Annotated in this window: 19 protein-coding genes; 9 read left to right on the plus strand and 10 right to left on the minus strand. The window is 46.1% G+C overall.

Translation table 11 applies throughout. From position 1 onward, the window contains the following. Positions 1-113 precede the first annotated feature (113 nt). From VHA_RS05050 to msrP, 3 genes are all read right to left on the minus strand, one after another. Complete coding sequence (locus VHA_RS05050) at positions 114-743, minus strand: hypothetical protein (protein ID WP_005502459.1); 630 nt, start codon at positions 741-743, stop codon at positions 114-116. Between the two features lie 135 nt (positions 744-878). Next, on the minus strand, positions 879-1,496 hold the full coding sequence (msrQ, locus tag VHA_RS05055; RefSeq protein ID WP_005502460.1) for a protein-methionine-sulfoxide reductase heme-binding subunit MsrQ: 618 nt from the start codon (positions 1,494-1,496) through the stop codon (positions 879-881). Further along, positions 1,496-2,512: a protein-methionine-sulfoxide reductase catalytic subunit MsrP gene (msrP, locus tag VHA_RS05060; RefSeq protein WP_005502462.1), complete on the minus strand. Its 1,017-nt coding sequence runs from the start codon at positions 2,510-2,512 to the stop codon at positions 1,496-1,498. The genes msrQ and msrP overlap by 1 nt, the downstream gene beginning before the upstream one ends. Positions 2,513-3,032: 520 nt before the next feature. Between msrP and VHA_RS05070 the strand changes: the two genes are divergently transcribed. Beyond that, positions 3,033-3,992, plus strand: coding sequence for a L,D-transpeptidase family protein (locus VHA_RS05070; protein WP_040528334.1), 960 nt, complete (start codon positions 3,033-3,035; stop codon positions 3,990-3,992). A 19-nt stretch (positions 3,993-4,011) separates the two neighbouring features. On the opposite strand, the gene VHA_RS05075 is transcribed toward VHA_RS05070, so the two are convergent. From VHA_RS05075 to VHA_RS05100, 6 genes are all read right to left on the minus strand, one after another. Further along, on the minus strand, positions 4,012-4,257 hold the full coding sequence (locus tag VHA_RS05075; protein ID WP_005502466.1) for an Lpp/OprI family alanine-zipper lipoprotein: 246 nt from the start codon (positions 4,255-4,257) through the stop codon (positions 4,012-4,014). A 194-nt stretch (positions 4,258-4,451) separates the two neighbouring features. Then, complete coding sequence (locus VHA_RS05080) at positions 4,452-4,916, minus strand: copper chaperone PCu(A)C (RefSeq protein ID WP_005502468.1); 465 nt, start codon at positions 4,914-4,916, stop codon at positions 4,452-4,454. Between the two features lie 88 nt (positions 4,917-5,004). Continuing rightward, entirely contained in the window at positions 5,005-5,586 is a 582-nt protein-coding gene (locus VHA_RS05085; protein WP_005502470.1) for an SCO family protein, read from the minus strand. Further along, the gene (locus VHA_RS05090; protein WP_226926488.1) at positions 5,583-5,894 is read right to left on the minus strand and encodes a hypothetical protein; all 312 of its coding nucleotides are present in this window, start codon (positions 5,892-5,894) and stop codon (positions 5,583-5,585) included. Before VHA_RS05090 ends, VHA_RS05085 begins: the two co-directional genes overlap by 4 nt. A 320-nt stretch (positions 5,895-6,214) precedes the next feature. Next, a complete protein-coding gene (locus tag VHA_RS05095; protein WP_040528261.1) occupies positions 6,215-7,138 on the minus strand; it encodes a polyprenyl-phosphate transporter in 924 nt (307 codons plus the stop codon). Between the two features lie 62 nt (positions 7,139-7,200). Further along, the gene (locus VHA_RS05100; protein WP_040528262.1) at positions 7,201-7,887 is read right to left on the minus strand and encodes a DUF4336 domain-containing protein; all 687 of its coding nucleotides are present in this window, start codon (positions 7,885-7,887) and stop codon (positions 7,201-7,203) included. Between the two features lie 526 nt (positions 7,888-8,413). Between VHA_RS05100 and VHA_RS05110 the strand changes: the two genes are divergently transcribed. Further along, the gene (locus tag VHA_RS05110; RefSeq protein WP_005502476.1) at positions 8,414-10,153 is read left to right on the plus strand and encodes a bifunctional metallophosphatase/5'-nucleotidase; all 1,740 of its coding nucleotides are present in this window, start codon (positions 8,414-8,416) and stop codon (positions 10,151-10,153) included. Between the two features lie 387 nt (positions 10,154-10,540). Here the strand turns inward: VHA_RS05110 and VHA_RS05115 are convergent, their stop codons facing one another. After that, positions 10,541-11,476 (minus strand): hypothetical protein, encoded by a 936-nt coding sequence (locus VHA_RS05115; RefSeq protein ID WP_005502478.1) that lies wholly within the window; start codon positions 11,474-11,476, stop codon positions 10,541-10,543. 363 nt (positions 11,477-11,839) lie between these two features. Between VHA_RS05115 and VHA_RS05120 the strand changes: the two genes are divergently transcribed. The 7 genes from VHA_RS05120 to VHA_RS05150 all read left to right on the plus strand — a co-directional run bounded on the left by VHA_RS05120 (position 11,840) and on the right by VHA_RS05150 (position 19,894). Further along, on the plus strand, positions 11,840-12,112 hold the full coding sequence (locus VHA_RS05120; protein ID WP_005502480.1) for an HlyU family transcriptional regulator: 273 nt from the start codon (positions 11,840-11,842) through the stop codon (positions 12,110-12,112). A gap of 373 nt (positions 12,113-12,485) precedes the next feature. Beyond that, on the plus strand, positions 12,486-14,039 hold the full coding sequence (locus VHA_RS05125) for a Re/Si-specific NAD(P)(+) transhydrogenase subunit alpha (protein ID WP_005502482.1): 1,554 nt from the start codon (positions 12,486-12,488) through the stop codon (positions 14,037-14,039). A 15-nt stretch (positions 14,040-14,054) separates the two neighbouring features. Beyond that, the gene (gene pntB / locus VHA_RS05130) at positions 14,055-15,440 is read left to right on the plus strand and encodes a Re/Si-specific NAD(P)(+) transhydrogenase subunit beta (RefSeq protein ID WP_005502484.1); all 1,386 of its coding nucleotides are present in this window, start codon (positions 14,055-14,057) and stop codon (positions 15,438-15,440) included. A gap of 134 nt (positions 15,441-15,574) precedes the next feature. After that, the gene (locus VHA_RS05135) at positions 15,575-17,017 is read left to right on the plus strand and encodes an ATP-binding protein (protein WP_005502486.1); all 1,443 of its coding nucleotides are present in this window, start codon (positions 15,575-15,577) and stop codon (positions 17,015-17,017) included. Further along, a complete protein-coding gene (locus VHA_RS05140; RefSeq protein WP_005502488.1) occupies positions 16,986-17,657 on the plus strand; it encodes a response regulator transcription factor in 672 nt (223 codons plus the stop codon). The genes VHA_RS05135 and VHA_RS05140 overlap by 32 nt, the downstream gene beginning before the upstream one ends. Beyond that, a complete protein-coding gene (locus tag VHA_RS05145; RefSeq protein WP_005502490.1) occupies positions 17,657-18,541 on the plus strand; it encodes a DUF2861 family protein in 885 nt (294 codons plus the stop codon). Before VHA_RS05140 ends, VHA_RS05145 begins: the two co-directional genes overlap by 1 nt. A gap of 177 nt (positions 18,542-18,718) precedes the next feature. Then, complete coding sequence (locus VHA_RS05150; RefSeq protein WP_005502492.1) at positions 18,719-19,894, plus strand: conjugal transfer protein TraF; 1,176 nt, start codon at positions 18,719-18,721, stop codon at positions 19,892-19,894. Positions 19,895-19,914: the final 20 nt, after the last annotated feature.

Consider the following 19,914-nt stretch of genomic DNA (forward strand, 5'->3'; position numbering starts at 1 on the left):
GGTCAGAAAATCTGTTATCCCCGAGCAGGTAATGCCAGTCTAACCAATGATATTCATTTGGCAATTACCCTTTTGATGAAACACTGGAAAATTAGCATGAAGGTGTCGAAAGGTTAAATCGTGTAAGTTGCAGTCAACAGCATGTATTTGAACAGGGGTAATCCATCTCGCTGGCGGAATAAGGGATGGAATATCCGATGTTTCCCTCCTGTTAACTGGTACGCTTGTGCAAAATCAGCTGCCAGGCTTTTTTCGGCATCAACCAGCCTGATGCCCTGCGCGACATATTCTTCTTTGTGAATGGGTTGGTGACCTAACCACCAGCTGGGTATTGACTTGCTGGCGTTTGAACGATCTATCCAGTGATCAGCGATGATGATTAGGCGTTTTTCTTTTGGGCTGGCCGTGTCGGGGTGTTCAAGTGTCCGGAGGGTATCTTTTACCAGTGCATTCCGGCAGGCAATATTGGCGCTGATGAGACGATGAGCGGCAAGATAAATCTGGTGCTCGGGGCTTTCTATGCGAAACGCTGAGTGTTTGATTGAGGCGCTTTCCTCAAGCTGGACATATTCAGTGTCAATGCCCAGATTATGGTAGGAATGGATTAACCGTCGAGACAGTGCTCTCCCAAGATGACTTTCTTTCATGCCACGGTTGTGGATAGTCGGATAGTGATGTTCGCAAAAGCTGACGCAGTCAGATTGGAAATCTCTCAGACTCAGCGAAATAAGTTCATCCAGCAAGAACGCCTACTCCAAAAATCAGCACAACAATGTAGGAATGTGTCAAAGTGGCCATGGGCTACTTAAAGTATGGCAAAAATGAGAATTTTGCCATATTTGGATGCGCTATTTGTGCAGAGGCGTTCAAAAGTCGGGTTATGTTCTTCTAAATACTGGACGAATAACGATTCTTTTTAGCGTTTTCCAACGAATTGCCAGCAGTGAAAGTGCGAGAACAATGTAAATTGTCGGCTCGACAAGTTCAGATTTTGCTGACCAGTAGAAGTGGATGGGGCTCAGAATAAGAGCGAGATAGACAAAGTTGTGCAATTTTTGCCATTTCACTCCCATATGCCGTTGGATTTTCGCTGTAGAGGTGACGGTAAGTGCAAGCAAAATCACCCAGGAAATAAACCCGATTGTCATGTAAGGGCGCGAGATGATTTCTTGCCCCAATAAGGTGAAATTCAAGGTCAGATCTAGCGCAAAGTAAGTCAGCATATGTAACGTTGCCCAAAAGAAAGCATAAAGGCCTACAACACGACGGCACCGGACCAATAGCCCATTTTGGGTAAAACGGGCTATTGGGCTGATCAGCATAGAGATGATCAGGGTGTTCAGCGCGGCCAGCCCGGTGTAATGGGTGATTCCATCCACCGGATCGGCGCCGAATTGGTTGGATAAAACCAGATAGGCCATGTTTGCTACAAAGCCAAGGCTGACAAAATGTACCATCACTTTTATGCCAGTGATCTGGAGAGGGGTGACTCGCATTAATAATTGGCCCTCAAATCCATGTTGCTGTACAGGTGGGCGACTTCTTCACCATAGCCGTTAAACATGGCTGTTGGTTTGCGACGGGAGCTGAATATTGACCCTTCGCCGATGAAACGTTCCGATGCTTGACTCCAGCGTGGGTGATCAACCTGTGGATTAACATTGGCATAGAAACCATATTCATGCGGAGCCAATAAATTCCAGGTGGTTGGCGGCTGGGCTTCAAGCAAGTGAATTTTGACGATCGACTTGATGCTCTTAAAGCCATATTTCCATGGCACGACCAAACGGATGGGGGCGCCGTTTTGTGGTGCTAATGTTTGACCATACAAACCCACACTCAGCAGAGTAAGTGGATTCATAGCTTCATCTAAGCGCAAACCTTCCACGTAAGGATAATCGATACCGCCGCCAACAAACCGGGAGCGTTGTCCTGGCATTTGTTCGGGATCATAGAGGGTTTCAAACGCAACATATTTGGCGCTGCCCATGGGATCGGCGTCTTTAAGCAATGCTGCCAATGAAAAACCCACCCAGGGAATATTCATGGACCAGGCTTCAACACAGCGCATTCGGTAGAAGCGGTCTTCAAGCGGGTATTTTTTTAGCAGGTCGTCATAACTTAGTTTCATTGGCTTGTTTACTAACCCACTGACTTCAAGTGTCCATGGGTTGACAGCAAAGTGTTGGCTATTTTCTACAGGGTCGCCTTTGCCTGCTCCGAATTCGTAGAAATTGTTGTAGGTCAGTACTTTGGATTCAGGGGTTGCTTCAAGTCCTTTTCCGTAAGGGGTTGTTTTTGCTACTAGAGGCGATCGTACGAAGGACCCAGCTTCACTTTTATTATCACCACCAAAGACATCAAAGATGTTGGCTTGGCTTTGCGCAGCAAAGGGAAGGCTGGCAGTCACAATACCGAGCTTTTTTAGGATCTCACGGCGAGATTTATAGATGCTCTCTGGCGTCAGTTCGTTTTCTTTTATCTCGGATTTCTTCGGTACTCGAATCAGCATTTAGGTGCTCCATTGCATATGCTTGTTGGTTTACTAACACACAGACCTAATAAACGCATAACTTATTTCAATAGATTGGTTTTTTTATGAAAAAAATGCACTCCAGTGTGGCAGTTCGGTTTAGTGGTGAGTAAGTGACTCATTAACGACTGCCTTATATAACCAAGCAACCTGAATCCTGCACCTTCAAGTTGCTTGGATGTATTGACTTGTGCTCTTAAACTATTTCACTAAAGATCAACAAACCATCAGTGCAAGGGGGGCGGCAGGTGTTTTCTTTGGCTCACCTATGTCAGGAGTGACAGTTTCGCAACGTAATCTCCGTGCTTCTTTGGGGATAGAGAAAAAAAGCATTGCTGTTGATGGGCTATGGAATATGGGAGAATGGCTGGATGATGAGTACTATAAATGGGGACCTCGAGCGGGGTTGGGTATTGCTGTCCCTATGGGGCAACGGTCCTATCTCGTGTTATGTTTAGAGACATTGCTCCAATTTTAGAAGAGAGACCATAGCGAGATGATGAAGTTCGCGAGAAAACTTGTACCTATTTTTTTTGCAAGCTTGTTACCAACACTGAGCATGGCCAATGAGTACCCTTGGCCTGAAGCCAACACCCGATTGATTGGCGATAATCCTGTGCATATCGTTCAGGCTGGTGAACACCTTGAGAAAATCGCTAAAGCTTACAATGTGGGCTTTTTAGCGTTGATGTCTGCAAACCCAGGGGTTGACCCGTATCTGCCTAAACCTGGTACGTTTATCACTGTTCCTCAACAGGTTATCCTACCGGATGTGGAATATGAAGGCATCGTGATTAACCTTGCCGAGCTCCGTCTTTATTACTTCGACACTGATAATCGTAAAGTGCATGTTTTTCCGATAGGTATTGGACGGATAGGCCGCGATACTCCGATCATGCAAACCAAGATCAGTCAAAAGCGTGAAAATCCAACCTGGACACCACCTGCAAGCTTAAGAAAAGAATATCTGGAAGAGCGGAATATTGTATTGCCTGATGTAGTGCCGGCAGGGCCGGATAACCCCCTTGGGACGCATGCGTTAAGGTTAGCGTATGGAACGGGGTCATATCTTATTCATGGTACGAATAAAAGCTTTGGTATTGGGCTGCGTGTGAGTGCTGGCTGTATCCGTATGCGCCCGACAGATATAGTGTGGCTGTATAATAAAGTGGCGGTAGGTGAAAAAGTGCGGGTGATTAATGAACCCGTTAAGGTCAGCTTTGAACCAGATGGTACTGTATTTGTAGAAGCTCACAGACCCTTATCGGCAGACGAAACTCAGGTAGGGAAGCGGGTGTTGACTCAACCGGATCCACGCATCTCCAACTGGCTTGAGTTAAATCAAATGAACGTCAATCGGTATCGTGCGGCACTTGCTGTGCAGTCTGGTGTGCCAATTGAAGTTGGGTATGCGATTGCACAAAATGCTGCGGCACCCGAAGGTGCCGCAGATTTATAAAGCAACGATGGTGCAGGTCTTATTTGGTGTAAGACTGCGCCATGTTGTCGATGCGCTCGTTTGCACGTGCTGCTTCATCATAAGCTTGGTTGGTTGCAGACGCTACGTCTGCCACATCGCCTTGTAGCGCTGAAACTTGGTTAGACAGAGAGTCTACTTTAGACGAAAGATCAGCAACACTTTGCTCTAGAGCTGAGTTGTTTGAACAACCAGCCAATACTGCACTTGAAGCGATTGCTGCTAACGCTAGGAGACGAATTTTCATAGTAAAAACCTCTTCGTTTTTTTGTTGGGGTTGTCTTACTGCTTTATATTTACCTGTTAAATAACTGGCTGCAGTATAAACCATAGACTGCGTTTATGTATTTTGCCGATGGAGGGGAGAGTTATCCGCCTCAATGTTGATACAGCTTATAAACTACTCCCGCCATCAGCCTAAAAACTTAGAACTTTGGTGGTTTAGTGAGCACTTTCGCGATTATGCTCCATCGTTGCACCTGCCATAACTTTACGAATCGGGACTTCCCGGGTGATTTCTGAACCATCCGAGAAGAGCAGGGTAAGCGGAAGTGTCTCACCTTCCTTGAGTGGCATGCTTAAATTAAACAGCATGACATGTAAACCACCCGGCTTCAGTTCAGTGCTTCCATTTGCAGGAATGTCAATGGCTTTTACCTGACGCATTTGCATCATCCCGTCTTTCATAACGTGGTTGTGCAACTCAACTTTTCCTGCCACCGGCGTGGATGCTTCGACTAAAGAGAGTTTTTTATCACTATCGTTGCTCAGCACCATAAAAGCTGCACTGTTAGGTGCATGTGGTGGAGTAGCTCGGGCAAAAGGTCCCACAACATCAACTGCTGCATAGGCAGCAAAAGAAGCCATCCCCAATACTGCAACAAACAATGAAGCGCGGAATATCATCAAAAAAACTCCTGTTATCTTGAGCAGCCAGCATCCACTAACTGAATCTTTTTCTATTATCTTCTAAAGCTGCGTTTTTCCAAAGAAATTATTGCAACGTTCCGGTTAAGCGCAAAATGGCATCGGAAATCATGTCGGGGTTCAGTGTATGTGGCACCTTTTCTAGTAGATTGCCTGCCGGATCAAGAAAATAGAAATAAGAGCTGTGGTCAACCGCATACTCCATGGCAGATCCTTTAAGCTCGGCAATTCGGTAAAGAACACCGTATTGACGAGCAAGGGCTGCAGTGCTCTTCTCTGATGTACTCGCCCCCTCAATGTTTGGGTGAAAATAGCCTGCATACTCTTGTGCCGTTTCACCGTTGTCCCGCTTTGGATCCAGTGTAATGAAAACAGGACGAACTTGTGTCAGGATATTGTCAGATAAGGACTTCAAAGAGGCTGCCAATATGGCGAGAGATGTGGGGCATACGTCTGGACAGTGCGTGTAACCAAAGTATACAACGCGCAGGCGCGGATCTCGTTGGTCAAACAGGTCGATGGTGTCTGAACCGCTTTGCAAAATCCCAATGCTCTCAGTAGAGGGCGCTGTCTCATTACGATCAACCCAAAATCTTGCGCCAAAACCCGCCAGGAGGGCGGCCACAATAACCAGAATTTTTAATTTCATCGGGTCATCCTTATGTCAACAGGAAGTGACACTGCGTTATCGGGACTCTGTATCCGTCCACGCCATGTCATTTCTGATTCCATGCAAATGGGCAGCATCACGTCGCCGTTATAGATGTTGTCATGTGACTGGGTAAGTTTGAGTTTATACACACCCATGTTCATTTCTACACCCTCTAATTCAACATACAGGTAGTCCGGAGCATGCCCTTCGAGTTTTACGCTGAGTTTGGTGGGAATGAGTGGCGATACTGTGTCGCTTGCCAGTGATGCTTCAGCATGCCCAAAGTAACACGTGGCTGTGCTCAAGGTGCATGAAGGGAGTAATGTGGGAGTAGGCTCGTCGAAAAGCATTTGATCTGCAAAAAGATAACCTGTACCAACCAACAACATAAGACTGACAAATTCAACGCCTCGCTGGCGTCCTTTACCCAAACGGTCCATAGAAGAGCGACAACTAAAAAAATGATCAGTAAGGGTATCACTTCGTTTGTGGAACTGATGTGAGAAAGCTCTTGAAATGAAAGCGATACCGCAAAGATGCCTGATGCAAAAAAAGCAAAACGGCCTCATTATTGAGACCGTTATGAATAAGCGAGGAGGCTGATTTGATGGCGACGCTTAAGGCCTCAGTCAGCCAGTTTCTCTGACACTTTTTCCAGTCCCAACACCAGCACAAAACCAACAACCATCATTATAATGGCCGTGACCACCAGAGGATCTTGACCGGTAGCTGTTTCAAAGCTGCCCGGTGTCAGTATTTTTTCTATCAACGGTACTTGCTCGCCAGATGAGCTGGTACGGAAGCTAATCGCTTGTTTCCAGGGCCACACTTTACCGAGTGCGCCAATTAGCAAGCCTGTCAGGAAGGCAAGAGTCATGCCGCGATATTGACGGAGTAACCAGGACAATACGTGAGAAAAAGAAAGAATTCCTGCGAGACAGCCTACGGCAAACAGACCGAGAATTGACAGGTTCAGGCTTTTGACCGCGTCCAACACTGGTGCATACATCCCCAGCAAAAGCAGAATGAAACTCCCCGAAATGCCAGGAAGAATCATGGCGCAAATGGCAATGGCACCAGAAATAAACACAGTCAGCATGTTGAACTCCATGCTGACCGGGCTGGCAACGGTAATACCGTATGCAAAAACGGCTCCGGCGATTGCCATGGTGATTTCAGCGACTGACCAACGTTCCACCTGTTTAATCATGTGAATGGCAGAGGCAATGATCAGGCCAAAGAAAAACGACCAGATAATGATAGGGTGTGATTCAAGGGCGTAAGAAACGGCTTTCGCCAGTGTGAGAATGGCAGTGAGAATACCTGTTAATAGTGATGCCAGAAAGGTGCCGTTGATATGTTTCCATACGGCAGTAAAGCCGTCATTACGCCATAGGGAAAAGATTGAGGGATTAACGCGACGAATACTTTCAAGAAGAGTGTCGTAAATGCCTGTAATAAAGGCGATAGTACCACCAGACACGCCAGGAACGACATCTGCTGCACCCATCGCCATTCCTTTGAAAAAGGTGAGAATATTATGCTTCATTGCTTGAAATATAGCCAAAGTCTACAAGTGGGTTGCCATTATAGCGACTTGATATAAAAGGGCTATGAATTGTTGTTAAATGCCCATTCGTACGCTGCAGCAAGCTTTTCTCTTCCATTAAACATAATCGGATCGCCATGAACAGGGAGAATATGGTCAAAAGGCCATGTCAGGATTTCCTGCAGGGATTGCCGCAGGAGTTTCGATTCTTTAATTTGGATTTTATAGAGCAGAGGGACACGTGCTTCTTTAGAGCAGCCCAATAACCGACCGGTTAATCGTCTTGCCAGGCTTCCTTCACGGAGTAATAACAAGCTTTCACCCAGTATTAAGGTTCGGCTTTGGGGATCGCAGAAGATGACTTCTTCACACGCATCGTTACCCCGTAATACCGTCTGATAGAGTTGCTCTTTCCACAGGGCAAATGTAGTTGAATTCAGGATGCCATCAAACCCCAGATCTGTACGTTTACTATAGAGCCCCGGTGCTGCAAGAAAACGTGCTTCAGGGTACTCAAGCCACCAATCGGACAGGTGCTGGTGGAGGTTTAGGTTCGCGGTCGTAACACAACTTATTTTACCTAACCGTTTGAGCTGCTCTTTCAGACCTGCGGTGAGAGCTATCGGGTTATGGACAAGTAACGAATTGTCATTGAGGCGAAAGACTGTCATCCGTTGCCCGATATCGATGCCATAGTGTCGATAGGACTCAGTATGGTGCCACAGAGTATTTGCGTGCCACTCAATCATGTCATTCATCCATGGGTTAACAGTATGGAATATCAATATCAGAAGCGTTGAACTTCTTAAAGCAATTATTCGCAGGATGGAAGAGATCAATTAGGCGCTTCCTTTCCGTATGGCTCACGATTATGCATCATGCGGTAAACAAAATGTTGAATACTTGTGTCTCATTTGGTTTATTTCTGGTTGGATAAATGTTGGGAAACACACTTTGTTTGTTATTGTGCATGCAGCTGAAACAGTACTTTTAGTCACAGGCCTTATCGCATTGGTCCGGTGCGCGTTTCAATATGCATCAAGGACCGAAAACTGGCACCAGCTCAACGTGGTGCTCTTCCATGTGCAGAACCTTTCCCGAGCAGAAATGAAGTGGTGGTATATCGCGATGGTCTGCCTCATTCTCGGAGGAGCTGCAAGGCTGTTCACAATTATCTTCCTTTCTTAAAAATCTTTTGCAATAAAAGTGTGATGCATGTGAATTAGTCTGGAACTTTGGTACACTCTTGCTTTGTGCAATGCAGAAAAGGACAACATGCTAAACGCCACACCGATCACGCTATCTATTGCGCATATCAATGACACACACTCTCACTTTGAACCCACTCCGATTTCGCTGGCTATAGCCGGCCTGGATGAAAGGGTTTATGCCAATGTAGGTGGGTTTGCCCGCATCTCATCCGTTGTTAAGTCATTCAAAAAAGAATCAGAACAAGAGACTGACGGATTTTTGTTCCTGCATGCGGGGGATTGCTTTCAAGGCACACTCTACTATAGCCTGTTTAAAGGGGAGGCCAACGCGACTTTACTTAACATGCTGGGTCTCGATGCAATGGCTCTTGGCAACCACGAGTTGGACTTAGGAAATGCGGCAGTTTCCAAGTTTCTCGATCAAATCAACTTTCCGTTTCTTGCAGGAAATTGGGATGTCAGTAACGAATCCGAGGGCAAGGCATTTCCCGTGAAGGGGAAAAAGCCACTTCTGGCATATGACCCAGAACAACAAATAGCGAGTGTGCTGATCAAACAGTTTGGTGATAGCAAAGTGGCTATATTTGGCATAGCACTGGATAAAATGGCAGAGATTGCCATGCCGGACCCAGATACACCGTTTGTGAATGCCAAACAGACCATTATTAATACTGTTTCCCATATCCGCGAAGAAATTGGCACGCCTCATATCATTCTTTTGAGCCACCTTGGCTACGATCAAGACCTTAAAATGGCAGAAGAAGTCGAAGGCCTGTCAGTCATTGTTGGAGGCCATAGCCATGTGTTACAGGGTGACTTTAGTAATCTAGGTCTTGGCGATATGGGCCCCTATGGATGTCATATCAATGGCACACTGGTTGTACAGGCAGGGTGCCATTCACTTGCTCTTGGGAAGCTTAGGGTGTCATTAGATGAAAATGGCAGGGTCACTGATTACAAGGGTAGCAACGTACTGATGTTGGGCAGGAGCCTTGCTATGGATGCATCCTGGGATCAGGGGCTCTCTGAAGACAGTTTTCGAAAGGCGAAAGAGTACCTATTGTCACAACCAAATGTGGTTCACTGTCGTGGGGACGAAGCCATCAAAGCCGTCATCAATGCTCGCTATCGTCCTGCCGTGGATAAACTTAAAAGTGACGTTGTCGCTTTTCTGCCGGAAAAACTGCGCCATATTCGTGTGCCGGATGAGAAAGGGGGGAGCCAAATCGCTCCGTTGGTATGCGAAGCCATGATCTATTCTGCGCGTAAGCGTGGTCATCATATCGATTTCGCGATACACAATGCCGGTGGTGTGCGTGTCAGCCTTGAGCAGGGCAAGCTCACTGCGGCGGAAGTGGCAGGACGATTACTGCCCTTTGCGATTGATCTGATGTTGTATGAACCGACAGGCTTGCAGGTAAAACAAGCATTGGAAGGGGCGATCAATAACGCCACAAATAACGGTGTGGAAGGGATTGGAGATGGCAGTTTTCCGTATACGGCTGGGTTGAGATACACCTATCATTGCGACAAGCCCAAAGGTAGCCGTATTACACAGCTCGAGTATCAATCCCCGGAAGGCAACTGGTTGCCGCTGGAGATGGAGCGGCACTATATGGCCATTTCTTCTGCCTACACGTCACAGGGTAAAGAGGGTTATGATTCGCTCAAGAACCTCGCTACGTTACCGCGATCAATTGATATCACGTTAGCAGACAGTTTTATCGAATACGTAAGAACAAAAGACGAATTGTTAGCGCCAGAGCAAAATCTCGAACTTTACCTTCCTTGTTTATCTTGCTGATTGATATAGTAAAGAAATGTCTAATGTCCAGGCGCAATTCTACCGCTGTTTTTAGATCCGAACCTATCTGAACTATCAAAGCATACGCTTTTTTAGTTGTGCATGAAATTTGCTTAGTGTCGTAGACAGAGTGGCATGTTGCCGCCACAAAAAACAGCGAAGAAATAACTTAACTTCTTTCTGTATTGACCGATATGTAAATAAGAAGGTTGTTTTAAGGAGGAAATGATGGTGGAAAAGCGAGATTGGCTGGACTTCGGACTTATTGCCTTTTGGATCCTCGCCTGGGCATCACTGGTTTACTTTGTTCCAGCGGCAGGTCTATAACGAATTGGCTCAGTTTGCGTCCAGATTAACTGGGCGCAAACCATGTGATACAAGCAGGCCCTAAAGTTTCGATGTTTTGGCGGCTCTTTTCTTATCATTTCTCAATATCAATTTCATCAAGGCGGGTTGAAGGTAAATGGGCAACTGTAACGCGCCGATCAATGGCAAGTAAAGTGGCCCAAGGAAGGCTCCTGCCACTGAATAGGTTAAAAGAACATTGCGGTTTCCTGATGTGATAGCCGCGACGTAGGCTTCTTCTTTACCTTTGTGCCAATAGAAAACCAATCCAATCATGAAAAATAATACGCATATTGCAAACGCCATAAAGAACATCGCAATCGCAGAAGTTCTGTCTTGCTCCCACAGCCAACGGTATTGACCGGTAAGGCCGAAGGGAAAGCTGAAAACCAGAATGATAGTAAACTGCGTAAGCTTGCTATGTATCCGGACTAAGCGTTCCTCAGGAACATACTTGTGTACCCCGTAAGAAAATATCATTGGTCCGCAAATAAAGATGATTAGGCGTAGGCAATAATCCTGGAGATCCAGGGAAAACTGATCGGCACTGAAGACGGCGAGGTTGATATACAAGGCGATTGGCATCATCAATGTCGTCGTAATAGTAAATGCCATGGCTTTCAGTGGTTCAAAACCGACAGAACGTACAATGGCGGGTGTCGCAAAAAGTGTTCCAGTAGCACAAACTGCGGCTGTTGCCATCAGTAACTCAGTGCTGGCATTAAAAGCGTACCCGATAAAAACAACAAAAAGTGTGGTGACACCGCAATGCACAAGGGCATACAACCAAGCTTCTTTGTCGGCGATTGACTTGACCAGTGCACGCTGGTCAATACCCAACAATGTAAACAACATCAGGGTAAACAATATGTAAGGAAGGATGGGCAGCGTCGCTTCAGAGAGCGAAGGAAATACAAACCCGGCTATAGCAGACACAACCAGCAAAATTGATGAATGTTTACTTAAAAAGGCAAGCAAGGGGGCCTCTACAATCCGTTGTTAAAGTCAGATGTTATCAGATTGGGGTGATTTTGATAAATAAGTTTTAGTAATGGTGGTGGTGTTATTTAAGTACTTGCTTTAAATCAGAGGCCTCCATTTTGTAGACTACTGTAGTAATATGATTATAAAGAATTAATTATAAAAACTAATCAATGTCTAAAAATGAAGTTATGTTATGTCCGTTTTTATGCCCTGAGCTCCCCCTAAAATTTGCTGTAGTTTCAGGTGTTTTTGGGAGCCCTTTTAATATCAAGTTTCTTTTTCTCTGTGCTGGACAACAACTGGGCGTTTCGTCACTATAAACTTTCCTATTGGTTCGAATATTGAGGGTGAATTAACGTGGGACTTTTTGACTGGTTATTCAGCAGCAAGGAAAAACCAACGAAAGAAGCCGAGCCGACAGAATACAAAGGTTTTTTTATTTATACCGAAGCAAAGTCTGAGGGAGGGCAGTACCGGATCAATGGACGTATTTGCAAAGAAATCGATGGTGAGTTGAAGACTCATCATTTCATCCGTTCTGACCTTTTACCTTCTGAAGAGAGTGCTAATGAACTAATGCTTCGTAAGTCTCAATTATTTATCGATCAAATGGGAGAAAGAATGTTTTGATTATTCGGTCTTTACAGTAATCAAAGCAATGGAAACCCAAGAAAACTGAAGATGTTATCAACCAGCGTTTTCAGGCTGATACATATGACACCGATTACAAAGGTCGCCAATGGTTTGTAAGGATACAAAACGACGCAAAATATACGCGGAACTGAATAATAACGAGCTTAAAATCAATAAGTTAATGGCCTAGATTAGGTCTGCCTTAAGATTTAATAAATGACGTTATTTTATTACTGAAAGTCATTAAAAATGTTGTGTATTGCGCTTGCTTATTGATTGTTTTGGTATTTTTCTTACAGAAATGCTTGATTAAGTGTATTCGGTTCGTTACAAAAAGATTACTTTTACTGCCAATAGTTAGGGATTAGCTATGCAAATTGGTGTTCCAAAAGAGATACTCGCGCATGAAACGCGGGTGGCTGCCACACCGAAAACGGTTGAGCAGCTATTAAAGATGGGCTTCGAGGTTGTTGTCGAAAAGGATGCAGGGGCGTTGGCAAGTTTCGATAACGCGGCATTCGAGCAGGCTGGAGCTAAAGTTGTTGATGTCGATGCCGTTTGGCAATCAGACATCATTTTTAAAGTTAACGCACCGCATAAAGATGAAGCGGCAGGGATTAACGAAATCGATCGCATTAAAGAGGGTGCTACGCTCATCAGCTTTATCTGGCCAGCTCAGAATGAAGCACTGATGCAAGATCTTTCTTCCAAAAATATCAATGTCCTCGCGATGGATTCGGTGCCGCGTATCTCCCGGGCACAAGCGTTGGACGCATTGAGTTCGATGGCTAATATCGCCGGTTACCGCGCGGTAGTAGAAGCGGCACATGAGTTTGGACGTTTCTTTACCGGGCAAATTACCGCTGCCGGTAAAGTACCGCCTGCGAAAGTATTTGTTGCCGGTGCCGGAGTGGCGGGACTTGCTGCGATTGGTGCGGCGGGCAGTCTCGGTGCTATTGTTCGTGCATTCGACGTCCGCCCTGAAGTCAAAGAACAAGTCGAAAGCATGGGTGCTGAATTCCTTCAAGTGGCGTTTGAAGAACAAGCAGGCAGTGGTGACGGCTACGCAAAAGAAATGTCTGATGACTTCAACAAAAAAGCCGCTGAGCTCTATGCTGAACAGGCGAAAGACGTTGATATCATCATCACCACTGCACTGATCCCCGGTCGTCCCGCCCCTAAACTCGTGACCAAAGAGATGGTCGATTCTATGAAGCCAGGCAGCGTGATTGTTGACCTTGCAGCAGCGAATGGCGGTAACTGTGAATACACTGAAGCCGATAAAGTCGTTGTTACTGACAATGGCGTAAAAGTGATTGGCTATACCGATATGGTCGGTCGTCTTCCTACCCAGTCTTCACAGCTTTATGGCACTAACCTCGTGAATCTGATGAAGCTCCTCTGTAAAGAGAAAGACGGTAACATCAATATTGATTTTGACGACGTGGTGCTTCGTGGTGTGACGGTTGTCAAAGACGGTGAAATCACCTGGCCAGCACCACCTATTCAAGTTTCTGCACAGCCTCAGGCGAAGGCTCAGCCTAAACCTGTCAAGGAAGAAAAAGTTGAAGAACCCGTGTCTCCAGTGAAGAAACTGGCAGCGCTGATTGTTGGGGTGGGCGCATTTGGTTGGGTTGCATCAGTGGCACCACCGGCATTCCTTTCTCACTTCACGGTATTTGTTCTGGCTTGTGTGGTGGGTTACTACGTGGTTTGGAACGTTACACATGCGCTGCATACGCCTTTGATGTCTGTGACTAATGCTATCTCGGGCATCATCGTTGTGGGTGCGCTACTCCAGATTGGTCAAGGCAATGGTGTGGTTTCTTTCCTCGCTTTTATTGCCGTTCTCATTGCAAGCATCAATATCTTCGGTGGCTTTACAGTTACTAAACGCATGCTTGAAATGTTCCGCAAAGATTAATAGGAGTAGCAAAGAATGTCTGCAGGACTAGCACAAGCGGCATATATTGTTGCTGCACTGTTTTTCATCCTGAGCCTTGCTGGCCTCTCTAAACAAACGTCAGCAAAATCAGGGAATTATTTCGGCATCGCCGGTATGGCCATCGCACTTATCGCGACTATTTTTGGCCCTTATTCACAGGGACTGATCTGGATTATTCTGGCTATGGTGATCGGTGGCTCTATCGGTATTTACTATGCAAAGCGCGTAGAAATGACGGAAATGCCGGAATTGGTAGCCATCCTTCACAGCTTTGTGGGTATGGCTGCGGTATTGGTGGGGTATAATAGTTACCTTGATTCACCGCTATACACCGGTCAGTTTGCTCACGCAGAACACGTTATCCATATGGTAGAAGTGTTTTTGGGCGTATTTATCGGCGCGGTAACGTTTACGGGATCTGTTGTCGCGTTTGCTAAGCTTCGCGGTATCATTTCTTCCTCACCCCTCAACCTGCCACACAAACATAAACTGAACCTGGCTGCGGTTGTTATTTCGACACTGCTGATGGTGTATTTCGTTAACGTTGATGGTAGCACGTTTGCATTGCTCGTGATGACTCTGATTGCCTTTGCGTTTGGTTATCATCTCGTGGCGTCAATCGGTGGTGCAGATATGCCGGTTGTGGTTTCCATGCTTAACTCTTACTCCGGTTGGGCGGCGGCAGCGGCTGGCTTCATGCTGGCGAACGATCTTTTGATCGTTACTGGCGCGCTGGTGGGCTCTTCCGGTGCGATTCTGTCTTACATAATGTGTAAGGCGATGAACCGCTCGTTTATTAGTGTGATCGCGGGTGGATTTGGCCAGGAAGTTTCAATTTCTACAGATACTGAGTACGGTGAGTACCGTGAAGTGTCGCCAGAAGACGTAGCGGAAATGCTGAAGGAATCCCGTTCTGTGATTATCACGCCGGGATACGGTATGGCGGTTGCACAGGCTCAGTATCCGGTGCATGAAATCACTGAGAAGTTGCGCGCAAAAGGTATCAATGTTCGTTTTGGTATTCATCCGGTAGCGGGACGTTTGCCGGGACACATGAATGTGCTGTTAGCAGAAGCGAAAGTACCTTATGACATCGTATTGGAAATGGATGAAATCAATGATGATTTCCCTGAGACGGATACGGTTCTGGTTATTGGTGCTAATGACACGGTTAATCCGGCAGCGATGGAAGATCCGGGGAGTCCCATTGCCGGAATGCCCGTTCTGGAAGTGTGGAACGCAAAGAATGTTATCGTGTTTAAGCGTTCGATGAACACCGGTTATGCGGGCGTACAAAACCCACTCTTCTTCAAAGAAAACACAGCAATGCTGTTTGGCGACGCGAAAGAGAGCGTTGACGCGATTTCTAAAGCTATTTGAACCGATGTCACAGATGAATCAGGCCAGCGAATGCTGGCCTTAATTGTATACGGGAGCAGCAAATAAACCCCTTTTCTCGTTTGACTCTTACAAATTACTGACATTTAGAAATATTTTGATGGTAATCTCTCGCCATGCGAACGTTTCTGGTTGTATGTTTAACGTTGCTCAGCGCTCGAACCTGGGCAAATGTCTCTTTCCCTGAACAGCTCAGTGCTTTCAGGTCGTCATTATTGGCTGAACCTCCGATCGCAACATACGCACTGAATGCGATTCACAGTGAATACCCTAAAGCATTACTGATCCCGGACAGTCTATTGCCACAATCAGCGAATTATCCGCTGAAGGATTTAAAACGCCTTTATCAGGCTTCTGAACAGTGCAAGGGACCATGGCCGGTAAGCCCTTTGGTCACTGATCCCCTGGTGTTTACTCGTGCACTCTGTTTTAACACCTATTTGCCGTCTGTCTGGTTTTCCCGTTCAAACCTGATCCATCCTGGTGGGGGAAGTTATGCAGCAAAATATGTTGAGAAATTCCCAGAACGTCGGGATGAACTGCTTCGCTTTTTCCATATAAAAGAGCGAATGTTGGCACTACCCGACACTTTGCTGGGAAAATTGCAACGTATGTCGGAAAATGCTGTCAATGCTTTAAACGGTGGTGCTGAAACGATCCTTTCAGGGGACGATTTTTGGCTCCGAGAGGGAAGTCACTACAAGGTATATAGTGCAGATGTCTGGAAGCCACTTCTGGAGAGTCAGAATCTTCTGGCATCACAGATTGACCAAAATGGCTTTTGCCTGTCCCGTATTGGCAATGTTTGCTGGAACCAAAAACAGGCACCGTCTTATTGGCCCCAACTGGTTATTGCACTTGCTATTATTAATGTGCTCTGGATGGCGGGTTGGGTTTTTAACCGCTGGAGTGTCAAACGGCGGCTGATGCAAGAACGTATGCTGGTATTGCAGATCCTGACGCATGAACTGCGAACACCTATTGCCAGTTTATCTATGACTGTAGAAGGGTTCCGACGTAAGTTTGATGCCTTGCCTGAGCCACTCTATGACGAGTTTCGACGCTTATGTGAGGACTCAATGCGTCTGAAACAACTTGCTGAAGCAAGCAAAGATTACTTGCAATCCAACCAGCAACAGCTGGTAAGGGAAAATATCCCTTCACTGGAAACGTGGCTAAGTTACCTGTGCGAAGAACGTCAGGTAGAATTGAAGGTCAAAGAAGATGGGCCGGTCGCGGTCAATATTTATTGGTTGACGACATCTCTTGACAACCTAATTAGCAACGCCAAGAAATACGGCCATGCGCCGGTAATGGTATTTGCCGAAATTAGCAATGGACTACTGATAATTAAAGTACAGGACCAAGGAAGACTGTCTGCAAAAGACTGGAAGACAATTCGTAAACCTTTTGTCAGTGAAAAAGGTCTAGGGCTAGGACTGACAATCGTTGAAGCAATGATAGAAAGGATGGGAGGCAAACTGACACTTGTCGGCCCGCCAACCACATTTACTTTGGAGATACCTTGTGACCCAACAAACGACTCTGTTGCTGGTTGAGGATGATGCAAACCTGGCAGATGGTCTTCTCGCCAGTTTAGAACAGAATGGATATAAGTGTTTGTACGCAGACTGTGCAAGCAAAGTAGAACACCTCTGGGCGCAGGCTGACTTGGTGGTTCTTGACAGACAACTGCCAGAAGGCGATTCCATGGAATGGCTACCAGCCTGGAATAAGATCAAAGACGTTCCCGTGATCATGCTGACCGCTATGGTGTCAGTGCGAGATCGTGTTGGGGGACTGGACTCGGGGGCGACAGATTATATGACCAAGCCTTTTGCTGAGGCTGAGCTGTTGGCACGTATCCGTGTGCATCTGCGTCGTCCTGTGACGGCAGGAGAAAGTACCTCTGACGACATCGTCGTGGGGAAATTGCGTATTAACCTGTCGACGCGCTCAGTGATTTGTGCTGAGAGTGAAGTGGTCCTTACCCGTACTGAATTTGACCTGCTGGCTTTCCTTGCAAAGAATGCCGGGCGTGTGTTCACGCGAGACGAACTGCTTGATCAAGTGTGGGGGTACAACCATTATCCAACCACACGTACAGTAGATACTCATGTACTGCAGCTTCGTCAGAAATTACCAGAGTGTGAAATTGAAACACTGCGTGGTGTTGGTTACCGGATGAAAATGCAGTAATGAGACACGCGGTATTTCTTTTTCTCATCTCAATGCTTCCATGCGGAAGTTCGGCGGCATGGTTTGGTGGTTCTGATGCGTTGACATCCGCGCATCAGCGCTTGCTGGAAGGAAATACCGCTGAGAGTTTTGAGTCCATGGTTGAGGCTTGGCAGCAAGAAAAAAACGATACGGAAAAACGGCACCTGACAGAGTTTCTCTCACTCGCGATCAGTGAAGATTGTGGTCGGAGTTTAAGCACATTGTCTCTACCTCAATGGTTACAAGCGATTGTGATCCGGCGAGAAACGGTGCAAACGCCAAACCGTGTCTACTATCAATTCTCTCTTTATGGTTCGTCACAAGCTGGCGTTGCGAATATTACATTTTCAGAATGGCCAGAGAAAAAACTGTTGGCTACTAATCTTGACGGTGAAGATGTCAACAATTTCAAGCTGGATATTGAAGGGCGTTCGGGAGCACTCCAGGCGGGTTTATATAAACTGGAAGTGACATCCCTCAAAGGGGAAAAATGGTCGTCTTGGGTGCTGGTTTCTAAACCTGATCCCATACAGAAAATCAGTTGGAAGGACAGTCGAAGCTGGCGTATTTCTCCGCCGACGGATTTAAAAAATACCTGTCCACGCCCATTTCTTTCGATGAATCTCTATCAAAAGGATATTGGGCAGGATGCACCAATATGGTCAGACGAAAAAGACAAAAATTTGCCAACGTCATTACCGGTGATCGATGTTCCCAACGGGCAATATTGGTTTTCCGTCGCCTTGATTGAGCGGCGTTGGCAAGGCGCCATTCTATTCGAAGACGTTCAAAGAATCGCGCGATTCATTGATTTGCCTGATGTTGATCTTGATGAACTTTCTCTCAAGGAAGGGAAAGAGTAATCATTTGTAGTTGGTTTTTTATCAAAAAAACAACACTTGAGTTTGAGAATTGTCACACCTTCAATAAATGTCTCATTAGTGGCACTTTCCATTGACTAGTATCTGTTAAAGACAAGAGGACACAAAGCCTACTACCGTGTTTCTCTCTTTTCGATTTGACAGAAATGGAATTCCGCCATGAAAAAAAGTTTACTCGCACTCAGTCTCGCCTTGACGTCTATTCCTGTGCTGGCAGCGAACTACAGTATTGATACAAGAATTGATGCCATGGGTGGGGCTGGTACGGCAGCGGCGGACTATCTGTCAGCTGGCTTCCATAACCCGGCGTTGGTAGCCATGGATCCTGACAGCAACTTTGGCGTGCTTTTTCCTGTTATAGGGATTCAGTTGCGTGATCCGGATGAACTGGTTGATAAACTTGAGGATTTTGGGGGCGTGTTTGATGCATTTAAAGCTGAACCATTAAGCGAGACTAACCGAACAAATGCAGCAAATGCACTTCGAAATTTGCAAAACAAACTGGCTTATGTCAGCGGTGGTATAGGTGGTGCTATTGCATTACCGACCTCAACCATTTCGGGGAATTTCTTCGTGAAAGGCTACACCGAAGCAGTTGTTATTCCTGAAATCTCTGATACAGATATTTCAAATATCGAAAGCCCTGTGTTGGATCCTAATGCCGATTATAGTCTCACATCGAGTGGCCGTGTATTGGCTTTTGGCGTGGTAGATGTCGGGCTTGCTTTGGCGGGAAATATTGAACTGGCTGGACAACGGATTGCAATCGGTGTGACACCTAAATCCCAAAAATATTATACCTACCATTACGAGGTGTCCGTTGAGAATTTCGAAGCCAATGACTGGGATTCTGATGCCAATCGTACTGAAGATAGCGCGTTTAATATTGATCTAGGTGCGGCTTGGCAGACGGGGCCTTTCAGAGTCGGCTTTGCGGCGAAAAATATGATTTCGCAAGACATCAAAACCGTTAACTACACCCGAGAATATACTTATCACATTGACCCCCTTTACACCGTGGGTGGTGCTTTTATAACTGATCTGTTTGTCGCGGCAATAGACATAGATTTCAACAAGCAGAAACGTTTCTCTGCGCCAAGTGGGCCAGCCATCATCGATGATACCCAGTTGGTTCGATTGGGGGCAGAATTTAATGCCTGGGGCTGGGCTCAGGTTCGAGCAGGCTACATCAATGACTTGGAAGATACTCTTGATGGAATCGTCACGTTGGGCCTTGGCCTGTCACCCTTTGACACTGTCCATTTTGATCTGGCGGCACAACTTATCGACAGCAACAGTTATGGTGGTTCAGCACAACTCTCGTTTACCTTCTAAGGCGTTTAGGTATAGACTAC

Origin of the sequence: Grimontia hollisae CIP 101886, assembly GCF_000176515.1 — a bacterium.
GTDB classification, from domain to species: domain Bacteria; phylum Pseudomonadota; class Gammaproteobacteria; order Enterobacterales; family Vibrionaceae; genus Enterovibrio; species Enterovibrio hollisae.

Excerpts from the sequence above, each read along its gene's own strand:
- msrQ (WP_005502460.1), bottom strand. The coding sequence starts at position 1,496 with ATGCGAGTCACCCCTCTCCAGATCACTGGCATAAAAGTGATGGTACAT.
- msrP (WP_005502462.1), bottom strand. The coding sequence starts at position 2,512 with ATGCTGATTCGAGTACCGAAGAAATCCGAGATAAAAGAAAACGAACTG.
- VHA_RS05070 (WP_040528334.1), top strand. The coding sequence starts at position 3,033 with ATGAAGTTCGCGAGAAAACTTGTACCTATTTTTTTTGCAAGCTTGTTA.
- VHA_RS05075 (WP_005502466.1), bottom strand. The coding sequence starts at position 4,257 with ATGAAAATTCGTCTCCTAGCGTTAGCAGCAATCGCTTCAAGTGCAGTA.
- VHA_RS05080 (WP_005502468.1), bottom strand. The coding sequence starts at position 4,916 with ATGATATTCCGCGCTTCATTGTTTGTTGCAGTATTGGGGATGGCTTCT.
- VHA_RS05085 (WP_005502470.1), bottom strand. The coding sequence starts at position 5,586 with ATGAAATTAAAAATTCTGGTTATTGTGGCCGCCCTCCTGGCGGGTTTT.
- VHA_RS05095 (WP_040528261.1), bottom strand. The coding sequence starts at position 7,138 with ATGAAGCATAATATTCTCACCTTTTTCAAAGGAATGGCGATGGGTGCA.
- VHA_RS05100 (WP_040528262.1), bottom strand. The coding sequence starts at position 7,887 with ATGATTGAGTGGCACGCAAATACTCTGTGGCACCATACTGAGTCCTAT.
- VHA_RS05110 (WP_005502476.1), top strand. The coding sequence starts at position 8,414 with ATGCTAAACGCCACACCGATCACGCTATCTATTGCGCATATCAATGAC.
- VHA_RS05125 (WP_005502482.1), top strand. The coding sequence starts at position 12,486 with ATGCAAATTGGTGTTCCAAAAGAGATACTCGCGCATGAAACGCGGGTG.
- pntB (WP_005502484.1), top strand. The coding sequence starts at position 14,055 with ATGTCTGCAGGACTAGCACAAGCGGCATATATTGTTGCTGCACTGTTT.
- VHA_RS05135 (WP_005502486.1), top strand. The coding sequence starts at position 15,575 with ATGCGAACGTTTCTGGTTGTATGTTTAACGTTGCTCAGCGCTCGAACC.
- VHA_RS05145 (WP_005502490.1), top strand. The coding sequence starts at position 17,657 with ATGAGACACGCGGTATTTCTTTTTCTCATCTCAATGCTTCCATGCGGA.
- VHA_RS05150 (WP_005502492.1), top strand. The coding sequence starts at position 18,719 with ATGAAAAAAAGTTTACTCGCACTCAGTCTCGCCTTGACGTCTATTCCT.